Annotated in this window: 19 protein-coding genes and 4 pseudogenes; 13 read left to right on the top strand and 10 right to left on the bottom strand. The window is 70.0% G+C overall.

Features of this window, described 5'->3' with window-relative positions:
* Positions 1 to 109: 109 nt before the first annotated feature.
* The 3 genes and pseudogenes from ABZY11_RS24175 to ABZY11_RS24165 form a co-directional block, all read right to left on the bottom strand.
* The gene (locus tag ABZY11_RS24175) at positions 110 to 622 is read right to left on the bottom strand and encodes an FBP domain-containing protein (protein ID WP_356481152.1); all 513 of its coding nucleotides are present in this window, start codon (positions 620 to 622) and stop codon (positions 110 to 112) included.
* A gap of 130 nt (positions 623 to 752) precedes the next feature.
* Positions 753 to 848, bottom strand: a pseudogene (locus ABZY11_RS24170) (RNHCP domain protein); the annotation flags it as partial.
* A 235-nt stretch (positions 849 to 1083) separates the two neighbouring features.
* Positions 1084 to 2694 carry an MFS transporter gene (locus tag ABZY11_RS24165; protein ID WP_356481151.1) on the bottom strand — a complete coding sequence of 537 codons (1611 nt, stop codon included), beginning with the start codon at positions 2692 to 2694 and terminating at the stop codon, positions 1084 to 1086.
* A gap of 355 nt (positions 2695 to 3049) precedes the next feature.
* Here ABZY11_RS24165 and ABZY11_RS24160 point away from each other — a divergent pair, with 355 nt between their 5' ends.
* From ABZY11_RS24160 to ABZY11_RS24150, 3 genes and pseudogenes are all read left to right on the top strand, one after another.
* Complete coding sequence (locus tag ABZY11_RS24160; protein ID WP_356481150.1) at positions 3050 to 3775, top strand: TetR/AcrR family transcriptional regulator; 726 nt, start codon at positions 3050 to 3052, stop codon at positions 3773 to 3775.
* A 152-nt stretch (positions 3776 to 3927) separates the two neighbouring features.
* Positions 3928 to 4035: pseudogene (locus ABZY11_RS24155) on the top strand (IS481 family transposase); the annotation flags it as partial.
* 2 nt (positions 4036 to 4037) lie between these two features.
* A pseudogene (locus ABZY11_RS24150) lies at positions 4038 to 4637 on the top strand (transposase); the annotation flags it as partial.
* Positions 4638 to 4677: 40 nt separating this feature from the next.
* Here the strand turns inward: ABZY11_RS24150 and ABZY11_RS24145 are convergent.
* Positions 4678 to 5439, bottom strand: coding sequence for an aminoglycoside adenylyltransferase family protein (locus ABZY11_RS24145; protein ID WP_356481149.1), 762 nt, complete (start codon positions 5437 to 5439; stop codon positions 4678 to 4680).
* A 127-nt stretch (positions 5440 to 5566) separates the two neighbouring features.
* Between ABZY11_RS24145 and ABZY11_RS24140 the strand changes: the two genes are divergently transcribed.
* Positions 5567 to 6664 (top strand): saccharopine dehydrogenase, encoded by a 1098-nt coding sequence (locus ABZY11_RS24140; protein ID WP_356481148.1) that lies wholly within the window; start codon positions 5567 to 5569, stop codon positions 6662 to 6664.
* Positions 6661 to 7275: a TetR family transcriptional regulator gene (locus tag ABZY11_RS24135; RefSeq protein WP_356481147.1), complete on the top strand. Its 615-nt coding sequence runs from the start codon at positions 6661 to 6663 to the stop codon at positions 7273 to 7275. Before ABZY11_RS24140 ends, ABZY11_RS24135 begins: the two co-directional genes overlap by 4 nt.
* Positions 7276 to 7421: 146 nt before the next feature.
* On the opposite strand, the pseudogene ABZY11_RS24130 reads toward ABZY11_RS24135, so the two are convergent.
* Positions 7422 to 7625, bottom strand: a pseudogene (locus tag ABZY11_RS24130) (transcriptional regulator); the annotation flags it as partial.
* Between the two features lie 288 nt (positions 7626 to 7913).
* Complete coding sequence (locus ABZY11_RS24125; protein WP_356481146.1) at positions 7914 to 8444, bottom strand: GNAT family N-acetyltransferase; 531 nt, start codon at positions 8442 to 8444, stop codon at positions 7914 to 7916.
* Between the two features lie 35 nt (positions 8445 to 8479).
* Here ABZY11_RS24125 and ABZY11_RS24120 point away from each other — a divergent pair, with 35 nt between their 5' ends.
* Positions 8480 to 9082, top strand: a complete 603-nt coding sequence (locus tag ABZY11_RS24120; protein ID WP_356481145.1) for a hypothetical protein — start codon at positions 8480 to 8482, stop codon at positions 9080 to 9082.
* A gap of 93 nt (positions 9083 to 9175) precedes the next feature.
* On the opposite strand, the gene ABZY11_RS24115 is transcribed toward ABZY11_RS24120, so the two are convergent.
* Both ABZY11_RS24115 and ABZY11_RS24110 read right to left on the bottom strand, forming a co-directional pair.
* Positions 9176 to 10174, bottom strand: coding sequence for an LLM class flavin-dependent oxidoreductase (locus ABZY11_RS24115; RefSeq protein ID WP_356481144.1), 999 nt, complete (start codon positions 10172 to 10174; stop codon positions 9176 to 9178).
* A gap of 228 nt (positions 10175 to 10402) precedes the next feature.
* A complete protein-coding gene (locus ABZY11_RS24110; protein ID WP_356481143.1) occupies positions 10403 to 10942 on the bottom strand; it encodes a hypothetical protein in 540 nt (179 codons plus the stop codon).
* A gap of 204 nt (positions 10943 to 11146) precedes the next feature.
* On the opposite strand from ABZY11_RS24110, the gene ABZY11_RS24105 reads away from it, so the two are divergent.
* The 3 genes from ABZY11_RS24105 (at position 11147) to ABZY11_RS24095 (ending at position 12296) form a co-directional block, all read left to right on the top strand.
* Positions 11147 to 11449 carry a hypothetical protein gene (locus tag ABZY11_RS24105; RefSeq protein WP_356481142.1) on the top strand — a complete coding sequence of 101 codons (303 nt, stop codon included), beginning with the start codon at positions 11147 to 11149 and terminating at the stop codon, positions 11447 to 11449.
* Positions 11450 to 11912: 463 nt separating this feature from the next.
* Positions 11913 to 12089, top strand: a complete 177-nt coding sequence (locus ABZY11_RS24100) for a hypothetical protein (protein ID WP_356481141.1) — start codon at positions 11913 to 11915, stop codon at positions 12087 to 12089.
* Positions 12090 to 12296 (top strand): hypothetical protein, encoded by a 207-nt coding sequence (locus ABZY11_RS24095; protein ID WP_356481140.1) that lies wholly within the window; start codon positions 12090 to 12092, stop codon positions 12294 to 12296.
* 197 nt (positions 12297 to 12493) lie between these two features.
* Here the strand turns inward: ABZY11_RS24095 and aac(3) are convergent, their stop codons facing one another.
* On the bottom strand, positions 12494 to 13342 hold the full coding sequence (gene aac(3) / locus ABZY11_RS24090) for an aminoglycoside 3-N-acetyltransferase (protein WP_356481139.1): 849 nt from the start codon (positions 13340 to 13342) through the stop codon (positions 12494 to 12496).
* A gap of 171 nt (positions 13343 to 13513) precedes the next feature.
* Between aac(3) and ABZY11_RS24085 the strand changes: the two genes are divergently transcribed.
* Complete coding sequence (locus ABZY11_RS24085) at positions 13514 to 14260, top strand: IclR family transcriptional regulator C-terminal domain-containing protein (RefSeq protein ID WP_356481138.1); 747 nt, start codon at positions 13514 to 13516, stop codon at positions 14258 to 14260.
* On the opposite strand, the gene ABZY11_RS24080 is transcribed toward ABZY11_RS24085, so the two are convergent.
* Complete coding sequence (locus tag ABZY11_RS24080; RefSeq protein WP_356481137.1) at positions 14211 to 14996, bottom strand: IclR family transcriptional regulator C-terminal domain-containing protein; 786 nt, start codon at positions 14994 to 14996, stop codon at positions 14211 to 14213. The genes ABZY11_RS24085 and ABZY11_RS24080 overlap by 50 nt on opposite strands.
* A gap of 176 nt (positions 14997 to 15172) precedes the next feature.
* Between ABZY11_RS24080 and ABZY11_RS24075 the strand changes: the two genes are divergently transcribed.
* Genes ABZY11_RS24075 through ABZY11_RS24065 form a run of 3 tightly spaced genes read left to right on the top strand, consistent with a single transcriptional unit; the run spans position 15173 to position 19585 of the window.
* Positions 15173 to 16729 carry an APC family permease gene (locus ABZY11_RS24075; protein WP_356481136.1) on the top strand — a complete coding sequence of 519 codons (1557 nt, stop codon included), beginning with the start codon at positions 15173 to 15175 and terminating at the stop codon, positions 16727 to 16729.
* The gene (locus ABZY11_RS24070; RefSeq protein WP_356481135.1) at positions 16716 to 18230 is read left to right on the top strand and encodes a GMC family oxidoreductase N-terminal domain-containing protein; all 1515 of its coding nucleotides are present in this window, start codon (positions 16716 to 16718) and stop codon (positions 18228 to 18230) included. The genes ABZY11_RS24075 and ABZY11_RS24070 overlap by 14 nt, the downstream gene beginning before the upstream one ends.
* Positions 18227 to 19585, top strand: a complete 1359-nt coding sequence (locus tag ABZY11_RS24065) for an aldehyde dehydrogenase family protein (RefSeq protein WP_356481134.1) — start codon at positions 18227 to 18229, stop codon at positions 19583 to 19585. Before ABZY11_RS24070 ends, ABZY11_RS24065 begins: the two co-directional genes overlap by 4 nt.
* Positions 19586 to 19594 lie beyond the last annotated feature (9 nt).

The raw sequence follows: 19594 nt of genomic DNA, 5'->3' as shown, positions 1-19594 counted from the left end.
TCTTCGGCTACCTCACCCCGGCCGAGACCCGGCAACGGCACCAACACGACCTCGCAGCATAGGCATCGAGTGTCCAAGATCACGGGGAAGCTTCAGGGCGGTTCAAATATCACCTTCTGTGTTGCGTGGTTCGTTCGGTGTCGGACACCGAACGAATGAAGGCGATCGTGCGTGAACGCAAGCCTTCGCGGCCAGCCTTGACGTGGTCGCCGACCGGGAGATCGAATCCTTGACGGGTCGGCTTGGTGTTCACCTTGACCGCGCAGTCGAGATCGGTGCACAGGAGAAGACCGAGCGTGTTCAGGCGTTCGCGTTTGTCGCGTGCTGGGCGTCGAGCGGTGAACAGCGAAACCTCGTTGAACCGGCGGGAGGACCGGCACAGGTCGCACATCACCGCGCGCGATCCGAGTGCGGCTTCATTCGGCGCCTGCCGCAGCAGCACTCCCAGCGCCCGGCCGTCGGCCTCGGTGACGAGGTAGGCGAGCTTCGGAGCGCGCAGATCCCGCCATCCGAGGTAGTCGATCCGGTGCCACCGGACGGCGTCGAACCAGACAGGAAGCCGGAGCCTCTTCGCGGCGGGGTCCCGGTTCACGATCGCGCCGCGAACCTCTTCCCTGGTCATGGGGCGCATTGCTTCTCCTTACGAGCTGAAGGAATCGTGGGCGTGGAGACATCGGCGTTCTGTCAACACGACGCAGGAAGGCGGGGCTCGACACAGTGCGAGCAGCATGCATTGGGCGGTGCTGATGTCCCACGGCTTTGAGCGCCAGGCGTACCAGGGCCAGTGCGTCCCCGGCGATGCGGTTGGCGCTGAGCTCGCCGCAGGCCAGGCACCCGTGGAGGAGCACGACGGCGGTGGCGGCGTCTCGTCAGCTGTCGCGGGTGGCAGCAGCGGGTGCGTCTCCGCCCCGGCTGCCGCCACCCGCGTCGAGACGACGCAGGAGGTGGTTGGCGACGTCCTGGCGGCGCACGGTCCGGTAGGCGGCATCGATCCCGTCGAGGTCCGCCTTCGACGAGCGCCACTTCCCGGTGAGCCAGGCCTTGAGCGTGCGGTCGAATCGTGGCGTCCTACGAACCGCACATCTACCACGTGGGCGTCCTGGCGGGCCGTTCGTTGGCATTGTCTTGGCCGCCGTGTCCTGTCGTGTGCTCCGGCTCCGCTGCTGGGGCAGCCACGGAGCCGGGCCGTCTGCCGCTGCGGAGCAGGGAGGCGATCAGAATGGCTCCGCCCGCCGTTACCACGACGCTGGCGACCGCGGCGATCCGCATCTCGTGGCTGAAGGCGTCGAAGGCCACCTTGCGCAGAGCCTCTGCGGTCTGGTGCGGCAGGGTCACTGCGGTGTCGGCGGCGCCGCCGAGGGTTTCTGCTGCCGCTGCTCGCTGCCCGGGGGTGAGGTCGGCGGGGGCCTGCGACTCCATCTGCGAGCGGTATACGGCAGTGCCGATGCTGCCCAGGACCGCGATGCCGAGCGCACCGCCGAACTCGGCGGAGGTCTCCGCCAGTGCCGAGGCCGCCCCGGCTCGCTCCGGCGGTGCGGCAGAGAGGATCACCTCTGTGACCACGGCGGACACGCCCCCGATACCGATGGAGACCACGGCCAGGGCGCTCACCAGGTGCACGATGCCCGAGTCGGTCCGGATCAGTGCCAGGGCGATGTAGCCGGCGGCTGCCACCGCCAGTCCGGCGGTCATCACGTTCGGCTTGCCGATGCGCGGTGCCATCGCCGTGGCCAGGGCAATGCCCACAGGCATCACGAGAAAGGTGGGCAGGGACCACAGGGCCGACTCGAACGGCCCCATTCCCAGGACGATCTGCATGAACTGCCAGTTGAACAGAGAGAATCCGACCATCGCGAAGGTCGCCAGGGCGTCGATGAGCAGCGGCACGTTGAACCGACTGGTGCGGAACAGAGCGAGATCGATCATCGGATGGGCGGCTGTGCGCTGACGGCGGACGAACAGAGTTCCCGCACTCAGTCCAATGGCCACGCACACAGCTTCGGTCCAGCCGAAGCCGTGTCCCGCCGTCGCCTTGAGGCCGTAGATCACGGCGAGGACGGCTGCCAGAGACAGCAGGGCGCCGGGCAGGTCGAAGCGTCCCGGCTCGGGGTCTCGGTACTCAGGCAGCAGCAGTGGCCCGAGCACCACCAGCAGGATCATCACGGGGACGTTGATCAGGAAGACCGAGCCCCACCAGAAGTACTCAAGGAGCAGACCACCGATGATGGGGCCGAGGACGGCGCCGCCGGCGAAACCGGCTGTCCAGACGCCAACGGCAGTGGCCCTCTGCCGTTCGTCGAGGAACATGTTCCGGATCAGGGAGAGGGTGGAGGGAGCCAGCGAGGCTCCGGCGATGCCCATGAGGGCGCGGGTCGCGATGAGCATCTCGGGGCCGGTCGAGCAGGCCGCCAGGACCGAGGCGAGTCCGAAGGCCGCGGCACCGCTCAGAAGTACCCGCCGCCGCCCGAACCGGTCTCCGAGAGTGCCCATCGTGATGAGCAGACCAGCCAGCAGGAACCCGTACGAATCCATGATCCACAGCAGTTGCGAACTGCTGGGCTGAAGGTCGGCCGACAGCGAAGGGAGCGTGACGAACATGACGGACATGTCCATGGAGGCCAAGATGCACGGCAGCACCAGGACGGCGAGCCCGATCCATTGCCGGGTACGGGCTTTCTTGTTTCCTTGCGTCATGTCCTTCACTCGCGCTCCTTTGGCCGACAGCTGTAGCGGATCAACCGGAATTAGTTACGTCACTTCATGCGTACTTAGTACGCGTCAACGGTGTACAGCATACGCATGCGGGCACCTCGGGCAACAAATATATTTTTGAGGAGACGGCCATTGACCCTCGGGCCGTTAACGTCGCTGACGAGTTAGGATTTCGTCACGCACGCAGAGTGTGACGAAAAGGAGTGTGACGATGCCGGGACGGATGGTCTGCGCGGCCTGCGGGAAAGATCTGGAACCTGTGGAGCGGGGGCGACCGCGGCGCTTCTGCTCCCATGCCTGCCGGGCGCGGGCCTACCGGGCGCGGAAGACAGAGGCATTGACGGAGGCGAGCAGCACGGAGAACGGTGTCCCGGAGGGCGACGCCGGTACGCCCCATCTCACCGCCGGGCGCATCACGCGGGCCGGGATCGCCATCGCGGACGCGGAGGGGCTCGAGGCACTGTCCATGCGGCGGGTCGCCACCGAACTCGGCGCGAGCACCATGGCCCTGTACCGGCACGTCGCATCCAAGGACGAACTGGTGGCCCTGATGGTGGAGGCCGCGCTGACCGGGACCCCGCTGCCCGACACGCCGCCGCGGGACTGGCGACACGGCCTCGAACGGGCTGCCCACCGCGACTGGGAGCTGTACCACCGTCATCCGTGGATCCTGTCGAAGGTCCTCGTGACGACCCGCACGCACTCCAGCCGGGCACTGGCAGCGGACAGCGAGAGCACCTTCGCCGCATTCGACGGACTCGGCCTCGAACCCGCCGACGCCTTCCGTTACATGTTCATGTTTGCTTCCTACGTTCAGGGGGTGGCCCTGACCTACGTCAGCGACGTGGAAGCGGAACGGCAGGCTCGACATGCCGACCGGCGCACGGCGAACGCCACGGACGATGCACGCAGTTCGCTCTACGAGCCCGACGCGTACCCACGACTCGGCCCCGCGATGCAGGCGGGCGCCGACCCTTGGGACCTGGACACCCTCTTCGTCTCGGGCCTTACCGGCGTTCTGGACGGCATCGCCGCCGACCTCGAACGGCGCGGCATCGGGTAGAGGACAGAGCCTCACCCGCCCGTGCCGAAGGCCACACGAGAGGACGCCCTGGAAGGCAGTCGCTCATCCGGTGACCGCGAGGACGGCGGCGAGGTAGGTGTCGGGGTTGGGCTGATAGCCCTTGCGGCACAGGCCGCAGCGGCCTCGGCGGAGTGCCCCACCGTAATGCACCCCTGACTGAGACCGGCCGTCTGCGTCTGGCCCGCTGCGTCGTGGACGACGGCTGGTCGCTGCGGCGGGCTGCCGAACGCTTCCAGGTCACGACGCGGTTCCGCGCGGTGACGGGCCGGTGAAGTCGCTGGCCGAGCTGTCGCTGGTGGGCGGACTCCGCCGTGGACGCGGAGGGCTCTATGCCGCCGTCTCAAAGGGCCGCATCGACGCGGACCGGATGCGGCAGGCTCTGGCCTCGGTGCCTCTGCCGCGGGCGGCCGACGGCCGGCTCGTCCTGGCCATCGATGTCACGTGCTGGCTGCGGCCGGACTCCCACACATCACCAGGGCGGATCCTGCGTCACGCCTACGGCCGGGGCAAGGGCCAGCATATTCCCGTTCCCCGGTGGCCGTACTCGATCGTCTGTGCGCTGGAGCCGGGCCGCAGCTCGTGGACCGCCCCGCTGGACGCGCTGCGTCTGGCACCTGGAGACGAGACGGCCACCGTCACCGCCCGACAACTGCGCGAACTTGTCGCCCGGCTGATCACCACAGGCCAGTGGCAGGCCGGCGACCCTGACGTCCTCGTCATCGCAGACGCCGGATACGACGCACCCCGCCCGGCCCACCTCCTGCGGGATCTACCAGTGAAGGTCCCGGCCAGGATGCGGTCGGACCGTGTCCTGCGCAGGCCGGCCCCGCCGCGGCAGCCTCACGAGGGTACCGGGGAGCGGGTGGGCATCCGGGAGCGATTCACGTCTGTTGGCGCAGGTGGTCGATGCGCGTGAGCACGTCGTCCACATGCGGGCGTACCTGGGCCTTCAACTCCTCGCTCCAGACCTCGTCCTGATAGTGACAGGTGAGGTACAGGTTCCTGGCGTGTTCCAGGACGGGGCGGTGTTCCGGGGGCAGGCGGGCCATGGCCCAGCGGGCGGCGGCGTCCTTGGTCTTGATCTCGCCTGTGGCGAGGGTGGTCCAGACGCGGGCAAGGGTCAGCAGGACGTTGCGGGTGTCGCCGTCTAGGTCGGCCAGAAGTTCGGGGATTCCTTCAACGCTCGCCCGCACGAGGTCGGAGTGCGGCACCGGATCCAGGAGTTCGGCCGGAGGTGGCCCGGTCAGGGGGCGGCCGCCTGCCAGGACCACCGTGAGGACCAGGGCCAGGTCCGGCATCGGGGCGGGCCGCGGAGGCCCGCCCGTCTGGAATTCGTCGCGCAGCCACTCGCCGTAGAGGAAGTCTCCGATCGGCGGGAACCGCCAGGGTTGGACTTCGGACTGGACGACGACGGTGAGTTCGACCGGCCGGACAGTGGGCGTGAGGCCGGAAATGTCCAGCAAGCCCCCAACAAGCGCCCGCCGCCTCGCCTCGTCAAGACTCCGCCGGGTGACGGCCAGGATGTCCAGGTCGCTGGCCGGGGCGAGACCCCCGAGCACGGCGGAGCCGTGGAGATACGTCCCGAGGAGCTCAGGCCCCGCGACGTCGCGGACGAGGCCGACGGTCTGCTCAAGCTGGTCCATCACATCAGTATTGGACACGCCCGCTCACCGGTACCCACCGGCCCGTGCCTGCTCAAGGACGCTCTGCCTGCCGAGGCCGGTTCAGCCCGTCATCGATTTATAGGTCAAGTGACCTATATTTGGTTTCATGAATGACGAACTCTTCTTCGATGCCGACGGTCCTGTGCTCCTGGTCGGCGGATACGGAACGGTCGGCGCGGAGCTGGCACGGATGGCGGCCCCGTCCTGGCCGCTGGTGCTCACGGGGCGGACTGTGCGGCGCGGGCAGCGACTGGCGGACGAGACGGGCGCGGAGCTGCGGACCTGGGACCTTGCGGACCCGGCGCCGTTCCGTGCCGGAGTCGGCGCGGTGGTCAGCGTCGTCAACGATCCGGACGACCGTGTTCTGCGCGCCGCGATCCACGGCGGGGTGCCGTTCGTGGACGTCACCCGCTGGACCACGCGGATGCAGCGCGCGGCCACGGTCGCGGCACTGGCGCGCCCGACCGCGCCGGTACTGCTGTCCTCCGCGTGGATGGGCGGCGTGACCAGCCTCGTCGCAGCCTGTCTCGGTGACCGGCTCGGCGGTGCGGACACGGTCGACGTGGCCATTCGCTGGGACCTGGGCGACCGGGCGGGCGCGGACTCGGTGGAGTTCATGGACCGGCTCGGACTGGACTACGAGGTGGTGCGGGACGGACAGCGGCGCACGGTCATGCCACTGAGCGACGTCCGCCGCGTCCGTATCGGGGAGTCGCTCACCCGGGTCGCCAGGATCGACACCCCCGAGCAGTTCACCCTCCCCCTCACCCTCGCGTCCACGACCGCCACAACCCGGATCGGATTCAGTTCGCCCGCGTCCACGGCGGCCCTGCTGGCCGCCAAGCGGCTCGGGTTCTTCCGCTGGGGCCGTGGCGAGCGCTTCACCGGCGCGCGCCGCGGACTGCTGTACGCACCGGGCGAAGGCGGCACGGCCCAGCTCCGCATCGATGTCACTCACGAGCGCGACACCCTCTCCGCGACCGTGACCGACCCGGCCGGGCAGGCGCATCTGACCGCACTGGGTGCCCTGATGGGGCTGCGCCGGGTACGTGGCGAAGACGGTGCCCCCGCACCGAGCGGCGTGGTCTTCCCCGAACAGCTGCCGAATCCGCAGAGCGTGCCGTCGGACCTCGCCGCGCAGGGCGTCGACCTGGTGGTGCGCAAGGCCGTGCGAGAAGCGCGGGCGGAAGGCCGGGCGGCATGAGCGGACGATCCCCGGAACGGGACGAGCGCACGCCCACCACGGCCAAGGGGGCCCGGCGGCGTGCCGCGCTCCTGGACGCCGCCGAGGAGATCCTCTTCAAGTCCGGATACGGCGAGCTGACCATGCGGGCAGTGGCGGCCACGGCACAGACGCGCCTGGGGCACGTGCAGTACTACTTCCCCTCCCGCACGGAGCTGATCGCCGCCCTCCTGCGCCGCACCCTGGACCGTTCCCTCGACAGGCTGGCCCCGTTGTTCGCCGACGCGGCCGCGCACACTCCGCCGGACACGGAGGGGCTGGTCCGTCAGCTCCTGGCCGAGCACGATGATCCGCGACTCGTCCGGGTCTACGCCGAGTTGTGGGCACTGGCGGGCCGCGACGAAGCCGTCGCGGCGGTCACACGTGCCTTCTACGGCGAATACCAGGACCACGTGGCCGGTTTTCTGCGCGCCCGTAATCCAACTCTCCCCGTCACCGTCTGCCAGGCTCGGGCAAGGGTCTTCACCGTGCTGATCGAAGGCGCGTCCCTCTTCCGTTCCGGCATCACCGCCCAACGTACCGACGAAGCCGACGCGGAACTCATCAACACGGCCACGGCTCTGCTCGACTGACGGAGTTCTCGGGAAGGCGGGGTGGTGCCGGCGTGGGACGGCCCGACTGCCATCGGCCGGCTGAGGCGACCCGGAGGCGGACAGCATGCGGTCGAGGTCGTCGACGCGCGGCGAATCGACCGGCTGTCGCACCGTTCCCGGAACGGCGCGCGCAGGTCGTCCTGCGCGTGGCCGGGGCGGTGGTCGGTCAGCTCATGGCGGATGCGGCGGCCGTCGGGCACGGTGACGCACGCGGTCGCACAGGCAGGCCAGGTGATTCGACAGCCGGGTGCGGGGGATCCCGGTGTGTCGGCGAGGTCGGAGGGGCAAGCCGGAGCCTCGGGCGGCGCGAGCAGCAGGCGGCAACGGATCGGAGCCGGCGCTTTTCGTCCTCCGGCTGCGACCGCTGCGGGAGCGGCTTTCGACCGGCGGCGCGGGGGATGGCCGGTTCCCGCAGCCCTGTCACGCCGTGCCGCCGGTACGTGTTCACCCCTTCGACGCGCACGCCCGCGGGATTTCCGTCTCCGCCGCAGCATGCGCGCCGGACGCGTCCGGCCGTGCTCGATCGGCCGGCGCCGGCCCGCGATGTGAGCGGTGTGTCGGTCTGCCGCACGTGCGCCCCAGCCCCTGAGGTCGTGGTTTCTTCCGGAACAGGCTGTCTACTTCAGGCGCCGCTGATAGTGGGCGAGTTCAATGCGTTCGCCGGAGGGTGTGCGCTCGACGTTGGTCCCCGTCTGGCTGAAGCCGCTGCGCTCCAGGCATCGCTGGGACGAGAGATTGCCGGTCGCGGTGCGTGCCGTCAGTTCGCTCAGGCCACTGCGGACTGCCAGTGCCGCCGCGAGTTCCAGTGCTGCGGCCGAGTGGCCCAGGCCTCTTGAGTCAGGGTGGAGCCAGAACCCGACTTCGGCGGTCCTGTCCGTGACGTCGAAGAGCACCAGGCTGCCGAGGAATGTGTCCGCTTCGTCGACGATGCTGAGCACCGCGAGGTCTCCGGCCTGGAGGCCTTGAGGAACGACGTCGTCAGCGAGGCGGGCTACGGTCTCGGGCGTGTACTCCGGTTCAGGCAGGTGCCCGTACTTCTGCACGAGTGGATCCCGGGTTCCGCCGGCGTACCGTTCGGCGTCGTGGGAGGACAGGGGCCGGAGCGTTCGAAGGCTGTCACTGACGGGGAGCAGGGTTGCGTCAATCATGCCCTTAAACTAACAGCATTCGCTTAAGGAGGGGTATGAGTTACTGGGAGCACGTCAAGCCTGTGCGGCGCGTCCGGGCTCTGGATCCCGAGGCCATCGCGCGCGCAGCAGTACGCATCCTGGACGCGTCGGGGATCGAGGGCCTTTCGCTTCGCGCGTTGGCGAACGCGCTGGAGGCGGCACCCGCAAGCCTCTACTCGCGCATCAACGGCATCTCGGACGCGCTCGATCTCGCGCTCGACCATGCCCTGGGACATGACGGCGCGGTTCAGCGCGCTCTCCGCGAAGAGGAGGCGTCGGAGATCCTGCTGTCGCTGTACCGCCATCTTCTCGAGCACCCATGGGCTGTCCAGGTCATCGCCATGCGTCCACCACGAGGACCGGCCTACCTCGCGTTCTCGGAAGGACTCTCCGAGCGGCTCGGCAGGTCAGGTGCAGCCGCGCCACTGTGGGTCGCGTACTCGGCGAGCAACCTCGTCATAGGAAGCGCCATGACCTACCGGGCCGCTCAGCTGGAACCCCGAACTCCGGGCGACGAGAGCGTGGCGCCGGTGTACGAAGAACTGAGACGCGATGCCTCGCACGACCCGGAGGAAGTCCTTCGACGGGCACTTCACATACTTCTCGTGAACGCGTGACCGCTGTCCCCGGCGGAGGGCGATGGCTCCGAAGAGGCCGAACAGCGCGTTCCGTCCGGCGGTGGGTAGGAGGTTCTCCGAGATCGTGGCGTTCTAGGTTCGGGGGCGGGGGGCCAGGACGCGGGCGAGCGAGTCGAGGGATGCGAGGGGGTCGGGGCCGGTGGGGGTGAGGACGACGCTGGTCGCGCCGGCCGCGTGGCGGGCCTTGATCGCTTCGCGTGCCTGGGCGGGGGTGCCGGCGATGCTCAGTCGGCGGACCCAGTCGGCGGGCATGGTCTGTGCGAATTGCCGGGCGTCGGTGCAGGCGGCGCGGTGTTCACGCAGCTGTGCGGCGAAGGGCAGGGGGTCGATGTGCGCGGCCCAGGCCGGCTCGCCGATGGCGGTCAGGCCGTCGCGGACGCGGGCGAGAGCGGTGTCCTCGTCGTCGTCGACGGCGGCGGCGTCGTAGGTGACGACTTCAGGGCCGCTCGTGTGAGGGGTGACGTTCATGTGCTGCAGCGAGCAGGCGATGTATGCGGGGGCCGCGGGCTCGGCAAGGAGGAGTCCGTCGGCCACCTCGCCTGCGGCTGCCTGCGACTTGGGACCGCGTACGCCCAGGATGACCGGGGGGACGATGTCGGGGGTTTCGGTGAGGACGACGCCTTCGCAGCGCACGTAGCGGCCGCCTGCCGGGCCGGGCTCGCCGCGTATGAGCAGGCGCAGCGCGGTCGTGTATTCCCTGATCAGTGTCAGGGGGCTGGCTGGCCGGGCTCCGGCCTGACGCATCCAGTCGGGCATGCCGTGGCCGATGCCGGCGATCAGTCGGCCGGGGTAGAGCTGTGCGAGGGTGGCCAGTTCCATCGCGGCGAAGCACACGTTGCGGGCGCCGGCGGGCATGATGCCGATGCCGACGGTGATGCGGGTGGTGCTGGCGAGGACGGGGCCGGCTTGCGCGAGTCCGCCGCGCCAGCCGAGGTCTTCGACCACCCATAGCTGGTCGAATCCCAGGTCTTCCGCTCGCCGGGCGAACGGCAGTATCTCCTGGACGGGCAGGTCGCGGGGGAGCATTACGCCGATGCGGCCGCGGGCGGGGTTGCGGTCTGATTCAGGCATGGCGGGTTCCTTGTACAGAGTGGTGGGCTTTTCCTCTACCCGGTCCGGCAGCCGGCCGGGGTGAGCGGTGGAACGGTGTCAGCGCGGTGCCGTCCGGACGGGCGTTGGAGCCGGCGACGAGTGGAATGCGTGCCCGGCTGCGTTGAACAGCCGCATGCGGCCCCCCCACGTCCGGGCCGCCCGCCCCGAGTGCTTCGCCGTTGATCCGCCGCAGGCGTGAAAGCCGCGTCACAGCCAGCCCGCCTTCCCGGTCACCTCGGCGGCGACCTCGCCGACCGGGCGCGTGGTGGCGTCGACGGTGAAGTCGTCGACCGCTGCCCGTTCGAGGATCCCGGCCAGCTCGCCGGCCCTGGCCAAGTGCCATCGCAACGCCTCGGGCTCGTCCTCGTGGCGCCGCATGAGTCGCTGATGGATGACCGGCAGATCGGCCTGGAGCCGGCACACCGAGAGCTCGATACCGATCGCATCGCCGCACAGCTTCCGGTCCTCCTGATTCTCGATCACACCGGCGAGGACCAGCCGGACTGCTCCCGCCGCGAGGTAGTTGCCCGCGACGCCGCGCAGGTTTCGCAGCATCATGCCGGAGTTGAAGCGGTCTTCCGGCGGCGTCGGCCAGGACTGCCTCAACCAGTCCAGGTCGATGACGGCGTTGGGTATGCCCGCATGGGTGAGTAGGTCGCCCACGCTTTCGGCCACCGATGTCTTGCCGACGCCGACAGTGCCGTTGACCAGGAGGGCGCGGGGCTCGGGAGAACGTTCTACGTGCATGCCCGAGACTCTACGATCCACCGGCCACGAACCCCTCCTCCATTTCGCCCCGGCGAACGCAGACAGGGTTCAAACACGGCGGAGCCATGTGCCGGTCCGGGCGAGCCTGGCGGCGACGGGGCACTGCTCGTCCACGACATCGGCCTGGGCCGCCCCGGACTCCAGGCCCGCCTGGACGCCGGCAACGAGGACGGCTTCACCACCATGCGCCCGAACTCCCGGGCTCCGTGGACGAGGTCGAGGACTGGCCCGCCATGCTGGCCCGGGTCGGACTCGTCCCCAGCGGCACGCGCACCTTCCTCACCGACACTCGGACTCCCGGCCCGCGAGCACCTTCACACCCGTCTCGCCCGGCAGCGCGACCAGTTCGGCGAGCACCTGGACCAGGACCGCGCGGCCCTGGACACCCTCCTGGACGCCGACGCCCCCACCGGCATCCTCTGGCGCCCCGACACCTTCTGCCTCACCGCCACCACCGTCCACACCACCCGCTCCCGCACCGCCTAGAAGATCGCTGAAAACCCTCCGGGTTCTGGCCTCGCCCACTCCGGCGCGAGGCCAGAGCGCTGTGTACCCAGAAGGAACGGGACGAGGAGCCGGCCCGGCCGGATCCGGGAGACCTGCCGGGAACCGGTCCCGGTGCGCCGCTCGACGATCCGGCCGCACCCACGCCACCGTGCGCGTCCGCCGCCCGACAGCAGCACGCCGGTCCCGGCCACACCGCGGCCCGGCGCCGCCGCCGCGGTAGTGCCGCGCCAAGGAGACTGCGGCCGCGTCTCGCGGGCGATGCGCGCGTTGGATCGTCCACGCGCCGCATGCAGCACCACCTGCGCGCGCATCCGCAGCCGGTACTCGGTTTTGTGGCCGTAGACCATCTGCTTCAGCCGTTCGCAATCGGCGGCACGCAGGACTATCGGACGGGCACGGGCACGGGCACGGGCAAGGCAGGCAGGCAGGCCGATCAGGAGAAGTGGAACAACAGAGTCATAGCCTGCCGCACCCGGCAACCGGCCCCTCGGGCGGGATGGGCGCCACGCCCTCGGAACACACCTGCCTCTCCCTGGGAGCGCGCCTCGACGAGCAGGCCCGCACTGCCTGGCTCCAGCTGAAGCAGCTGCACGTCCGCCACCGTGGAGCCTTCGCCTAATTGGAGGCCGAACTGGCCGACAGCGAACGGGCCAAACTGATGAAGCTGCGCTACACCGGAGCCGTCGGCGGATGGGGCTTCGCCCTCTACCTGGCCGACAGCGACCGCTGCGAGGACTCCATGCTGCCCACCGGCAGCCACCCGGGCACCCCCGCAGACGCACTCGACTGCGCCTGCCGACTCCACCTCACCGCACCCGGCACCTGACCAGACGCCAGCCGCAATACCACCCCCGCTGCCAACCCCCGAAGGACTTCCGGGACGCGAGGGCCACTCGGGTATCGAGAACGGGGACCTCACTGCTCCGTTCGCAAAACCCTTCAAACGGACTGGCCGGCTTTGGCTGCTCTGGCAGTGGTTCTTGATCACAGCGGGCCGAAGACGTGCGGATACCTCTGCTGCGTCTACTTGTTCAGTTTTTGTTCGATCCAGGCAGTGGCGAAGTCGATGACTTCCGTGGCCTCGAACAGATGACTCTCGGCAGCGCCGACTCTGCCCTGCCGACCGATTCCCGCGGTGAGCATGTCCCGGGCGATCGCTTCGAACGGCTCTTGCCCCTCGGACACCACTGCCGAGTAGTCGAAGGCCCCGTCCTCCGAGTCGATGTCGTGGAAGCGGCGCCAGACCCGCTGACCTTGCACAAGGATGGGCTGTTCGTAGTCCACGAACCGCTTGCCGGGGGCCTTGGCGAGCGCCTCGGCGTGGTGCAGCAGAGTCATGGTATCCAGGGGAGCCCCGAGCAGAAGGACCCGGCCGCTGCGGGCGACCAACCGTGCAAGAGGGCTGTCGGGGCCATGGGGGTCGTCCCAGGAGTGGTCGGCCATCAGCTCGGCTGCTGCCGCTCCAAAGGCTGCGAAACTGGCGTCCGGATGTCGGCTGCGAACGGCTCCGGGCCAGCGGCGCAGTGCTTCAGGGAGGCGGCCGTTGTTGTGGTCTGCCTCGCTGAGGTCGGGGTCGTAAGCGGGATGTTCCGCGCGCAGGGCTGACTGCCAATCCTGTGGCCACGTGACGAAGTCATAGGGGGGTGCGTCATTCCAGCCGCAGGTCACCATGAGCGTTCCCTGCGGTCCGACCACGTCATGGAGGGCGCCGATGATGGTCTGCGGCCCTCCGGCCACGTAGCCGATGGCGGACATGCGGGTGTGGAACATGACGATGTCACCGTCTGCGAGGCCGAGGGCAGCCAGGTCACGGCTGATCCGGATTCGGACTACTGGACCGCCGGAGCGCTTGAGCAAGTTCATTTCGTCCATGATCTCGGAACCTATCCGTGAGTCACGTATCCCAGGCAAACGGACCAGTGGCAACACCGGCACCGCGCTCCGTGCCGACTCAACAGGCACCCCTCGCTCGGTTGGCGCGCGGTACAACACGGGACGCCGCCCGCTTCCACCAGGGCCAGGGTCGGCCACTATCCTCTCCGGGTGAGCGCTGGAACCGTGAAGAGTCTGAGCCGAGGGCTGGATGTGCTTCTCGCGGTCGCCGCCCTTGAGGAGGCGGCGACCGCGACGGAGATCGCCGAGCGGCTCGGACGGAACCGGGTACAGGTGGCCCGGAGCCTGCACAGCCTGGAGGCTGCTGGCCTGCTCGCCCGCGACTCCCTGACCCGCGCCTACGGACTCAGCTGGCGGCTGCGCACCCATGCGGTGCTGGCGGCGCGGTCGCGGCTGATGGTGGAAGGACCGCGGATCCTGCGAGAGGCGGTGGAGGCGACGGGTGTCAGTGCCTTCCTCGCCGAGGTACGCGGGGACGGAGCGGTGGCCATCCTGGAGGATGTGCCCTCGGGGCTGTCCTGGGTGGGGCGTTCGTATCCGCTGTACTGCGACGACGCGGGCCAGGCGCTGCTCTGGGACTGCACCCGCGAGGAGTTGGAGACGGTGTTCGCGGGCACCGAGTTCATCGCCCACGGCCCGCAGGCACCCGGCGGAGTGGCCGAGTTCGCGGCGCGGCTGCGCGCGGCACGGTTGCGCGGCTACGCGGTCGTGGACAGCGAGTCGCAGCCCGGGGTCTTCGCGGTGGCCGCCCCGGTGAAGGACTTCTCCGGCCAGATCGTCTGCGCCCTGCACACCCAGGGGCCGTCTGATCGCCTCGCACCGCTGGCCGAGCAACACGGCGAGATCGTCAGGGGGTTGGCCGACCGGCTGTCCGCCCTGCTCGGTTGGAGGCCCTGACCTCCAGGGCCTGAGCGGCACTGCGGACCGAGTCCGCGATCTCCGCCGAGCGTCCGTCCAGCCGGAACCGGGGTACGGCGATGCTGAGCGCCGCGACGATGGCGCCGGAGCCGTCCCGGACGGGGGCCGAGAAGTCGACCACGTCGTGCTCGAACTCCCGGTCGGCGACGACCATTCCGGCGGCCCGGTCGGCGGCGTTGCGGGCCGCGAGCGCCGGTACGTCGCGAATGGCCAGCGGGCCGCCGCCGACGAACTCCACCCCGCCGAGCAGTTCGGCGAGTTCCTGTTCGGAGTGATCGAGCAGAAGCGCCCGCCCGGGCCCGGTGCACCAGACCGGCGTCACCGCGCCCGGTGCTGCGGCCACCGAGGACGACCAGTGGCTGGGCTGCGCCTCGACGGTGAGTGCCACTTCCCGTGAGCGTACCGAGAGCCAGGCCGGCTCGTGCCAGCGCGACACCAGCCCGCGCAGCAGCGGGCGCGCCGCCCTCAGCAGCCCGGCGTCGCCCGCGGCCGCGGCGAGCGCGAAGTAGCCCGGGCCGACGCGCCAGCCGCGTCCCAGTCCGTCCCGCTCGACCAGGCCGAGCGAGCCGAGGTCCTTGAGCATGCGGGATATCTGCGCCTGGTCGAGGCCGAGCTGTTCGGCGAGCTGGGCGTTGCCGGGGTAGCCGGTCGCGCCCACCTCGGCCGCCAGGACTGCGTCGAGCAGATCCAGACCCCTGTCGAAGGTCGAAGTCATGGCGCACAGCTTAGCGCGATCAATTTGTGCATGAGTTATTGACGATTATGAACGCACCCGCCCATCATGGCGGGCACGCCCCCTGGGCGCCATCCCGACCCCATCGGTCCCACACCACTGTTGGCATCCACGCCCCCTCCTCATGGACACCCTCATCCCCACCCCAAGGAACCGATATGACATCGGTCGACTCCACCGCGCCCGCTCACGGGCTGCGGCGCCTCGATGTGCTGGCCATGCTGCTGTGCGCGATCGTGGGCCTCGACACGCTCGGCTCAGTCGCCGCGAACGGCCCCGAGGGCCTGACCTGGATGGCCGTACTCGGCCTTCTCTTCTTCCTGCCGTACGGCCTGGTGATCGCCGAACTCGGCTCCGCCTTCCCCGCCGAGGGCGGGCCCTACGTATGGACCAAACTGGCCTTCGGCCGCTTCGCCGCCGGCATCAACCAGGTCTTCTACTGGATCAACAACCCGATCTGGCTCGGCGGTTCCCTCTGTGTGGTGGCGATCACGACATTCGAGGCCTTCTTCCACCCCCTGCCCGGCGCCTGGAAGTACCTTGCCGGCGCGGTCTTCATCGGAGCGGCCGGGCTCGCCGTCCACTCCTCGGTGGTGATCGGCCGCTGGGTGCCGATCGTAGGCGCCCTTGCCCGGGTGGCCCTGCTCGGCTTCTTCGTCGTGTCGCTGGTCGTATACGCCCTGCGTAACGGCCTCCAGCCGCTCTCGCTCGGCGACTACGCCCCCACGTACCTCGGACTGGTCGCCCTCACGCCGGTCATCGTCTTCAACTACATGGGCTTCGAGATCCCCAGTACCGCAGCGGGGGAGATGGCCGACCCCCGACGGGATGTTCCCGCCGCGCTGCTCCGCGGCGGCCTGGGCTCCGCGGTGCTGTACGGGGTGCCGATCCTCGGCACCCTGCTCGTCCTGCCGCGCGACCAACTCGGTTCGCTGACCGGTTTCATCGACGCCTGCCGTGCGGTCTTCACAGTCTACGGCGGGCACATCGCCGAGGACGGCACGATCGTGCTGACCGGCGCCGGCGCCTTGCTCGCCAAGGTCGCGGCAGCGGGCCTGATCGTCGGCCTGCTCACCAGCGGGACGGCCTGGGCGATGGGTCTCAGCCGGGCGCAGGCGGTGGCCTGCGCCGACGGTGCCGGGCCGCGCTGGCTGGGTGAGATCGACGCCCGGCGCGGCACTCCGACCCGGGTCAACCTGGTCTCCACCGCCATCGCCGCCCTGGTGATGGTCGTCTCGCTCAGCCTCAGCGCCGGCGACGGCCAGGCGTACTTCACCGCCGGGATCAGCCTGGCGATCTCCGCTACCGCCATCTCCTACCTGCTCACCTTCTCCTCCTTCATCGCGCTGCGCCGCAAGTTCCCTCACGTCGAGCGGCCCTACCGGGTGCCGTTCGGCAGCCTCGGCGCATGGACGGCGACAGTTCTGACCGTCGGCACCATGGGCTTCACCGTGCTCGCGCTGATCTGGCCCGGCCTGGGCGTCGGTTGGTTCGGGACAGCGGGCGACCCTGCCGCCTATCTGCCCGCCGGCTTCGAGGGGCGGCGCGCCGCCTACACGGCCACTCAACTCGTCCCGGTCGCCCTGATCCTCACCCTCGGCTGCGTCTTCTACGCCCTCGGCACCCGCCACCGCCGCGAACTCCCAGCCTCTTCCATCACTGCCCCCGCACCCGCACCCTCCGACCGAGGAGTCACCGCCGATGCCCCGTCTTGAACCCGCCCGGACCACGGCCGCCCGCACCGCCGGGCTGCCGGACCATGCCGAGATCGTCGTGCTGGGAGGCGGCACGGCCGGCTGCGTCGTCGCCGGACGTCTCGCCGAGCGCCACCAGGTCCTGCTCCTGGAAGCCGGACCCGACTACGGTCCCGACTACGCGGCCTGGCCTGCCGACCTGCTGGACGCCACCACCCTCCCCGCCTCCCACGACTGGGGCTACCAGGGCGCCGGCCTCACCTTCGAGCGCTGCCGGGTGATCGGCGGCTGCTCCACCCACAACGGCTGTACACAGAGCGCCGGCTGGGCAGGCGACTACGACGCCTGGGCCGCTGCAGGCCTGACCGGATGGGACTCCGCCTCCCTCTCCCCGCTGTTCGACCAGGCGGCCAAGAAGCTCCGCTTCCGGACCTACCGCGAGGACGAGGTCCAGCCGTTCCAACGGGATTTCATCGCCGCTGGCGCCGCGCTCGGCCTCCCCGTACGCCACGACTTCGACCAACTCGACGGCGGACTCGGCATCGGCTGCGCCCCGGTGAACATCACCCCCGGCGGCGTGCGCTTCAACACCGCCTTCGGTTACCTTGACCCCGTCCGCGACAACGGCAACCTCACCGTCATCGGCGGTGTCAAGGCCGACCGAGTCATCCTCGACCACGGCCGGGCCGTCGGGGTGGAGGTCCGCACCGAGGACGGCGCACGGCACCGGATCGACGCCAGCCTGGTGGTGGTGAGCGCCGGTGCGTACGGCAGTCCCGAGGTGATGCTGCGCTCCGGGATCGGTCCGGCCGAGCACCTGGCCGAGGTCGGCGTGTCCCTGAGTCACCACCTGCCCGGTGTCGGCGAGAACCTGCACGACCACCCGTCGGTCCATTTGGAGTTCGCCGCCACCGAGCAACTAGCCGCCGATCTGAACGAGTTCTCCCGCACCAGGCTGCTGCCGGACGAGCAGGCGATCGCCAAACTCCGCTCGCCGTACGCCGGCGCCGCCGCACCCTACGACCTGCACGTCTACCCGTGGGTCGAACGCGATGCCACGCTCCCCCACGGCTGGCGCTGCTTCCTCCCGGTCGGCCTGCTGAACCCCCGCTCCCGAGGCACCGTGCGACTACGCTCGGCCGACCCGGACGCGCTCGCCGCCGTCGACCACGCGTACCTGAGCCACCCCGACGACCTTGCGGCGCTCGTCCACGGCGTGACCTGGGTCCGGCAGCTGGAACTCTCCCACTACCTGGGCACGCAGCTGCTCACCCCCGACGAGGACCTGCCCGCCTGGATCAAGGCCCACCATCAGCACTACTGGCACCCTGCCGGCAGCTGCCGGATGGGCCCGGACGGCGACCCGGGCGCGGTCGTCGACCACACCGGCAAGGTGCACGGCCTCGACGGCCTGTACCTCGCGGACGCCTCGATCTTCCCCGATGTCCCCCGTGCGACCCCCGCCCTGCCGACCACCGTCGTCGGCGAGCGGATCGCCGCCTTCCTCCAGGAGACGCTGTGACCCACACCGGCACCACCCGGTCCTTCACCGACATCACCGACCCGCGCACAGGCGAGGTCTACGACCGCGTGTCCGTCGCCACCGCCGAGGATGTGGACGCCGCCGTCCGCACCGCCGCCGAGGCCTTCGACGGCTGGCGGCGCGTCACCGCGGCCCGCCGGCAGGACGTCCTGCTCGCCCTCGCCGACGCGATCGGCGCGCGGGCGGTGGACCTGGCCGAGGCCGAGTGCCGCAACACCGGCAAGGACTTCACCGAGGTGTTCGAGGACGAGATTCCGACCGCGATCGACACCTTCCGGTTCATGGCCGGTGCCGCGCGCGGAGCCCACGGGCCTGTGGCGGGGGAGTACGTCGGCGGGTACGGTTCGTCGGTGCTCCGCGAACCGGTGGGCGTCTGCGCGCTGATCGCACCGTGGAACCACCCGCTGGGCTCGGCGGTGGACAAGCTCGCCCCGGCGCTGGCGACGGGGAACACCGTCGTCCTCAAACCCGCCGAGACGACCCCGATGACGGCCCGTATCCTCGGCGAGATCTGCGCGCAGGTGTTGCCGCCGGGCGTCGTTACCGTAGTGTGCGGAGACCGCGACACCGGCCGGGCGCTGGTCGCCCACCCCGTACCCGCCCTGGTCTCGCTCACCGGCAGCACCAGGGCCGGCCTGGAGGTCACGGCCGCCGCCGGTGTCAAGCGGCTCCATCTGGAACTGGGCGGTGACGCGCCCGCCGTCATATTTGCCGACGCCGACCTGGCGCGGGCGGCCGACGACATCGCCGAGGCCGCGTTCTACAACGCCGGCCAGGACTGCACTGCGGCCTGCCGGGTACTCGTCGCCGAGGAGGCGTACGACCGGATGGTCCTGCTGCTCGCCGACCGTGCGGCCAAGACCGAGGTCGGCCCGCTCAACAGCCGCGCCCACCTCGACCGCGTGAACGCCTACCTGACCGGCCTGCCCGCGCACGCCACGGTCGTCGCGGGCGGCGGTCCGGGGGAGGGGCCGGGCTTCTTCTTCCGGCCCACTGTGGTCGCCGGGGTGCGTCAGGACGACGCGATCGTGCAGGAGGAGGTATTCGGCCCGGTGCTCACCGTGCAGTCCTTCACGGACGAGGAGGACGCCGTCCGGCTCGCCAACGACGTCCCCTACGGCCTGGCGGCCTCGGTGTGGACGAGGGACGGGGCTGCCGCCGCACGCCTGGCTGGCCGCATCGACGCGGGTACGGTCTGGCTCAACTGCCACGGCGTGTACGCTACCGAGATGCCGCACGGTGGTTTCAAGCAGTCCGGCTACGGCAAGGACCTGTCGACGTACGCGCTCGACGCCTACACCCGTGTCAAGCACGTGATGGCCAGCACCGGCTGAAGTCGCCTG

This window comes from Streptomyces sp. NPDC006510 (assembly GCF_040611955.1).
Taxonomy (GTDB): Bacteria; Actinomycetota; Actinomycetes; order Streptomycetales; family Streptomycetaceae; genus Streptomyces.
This window is presented reverse-complemented; position numbering and strand designations above follow the sequence as displayed.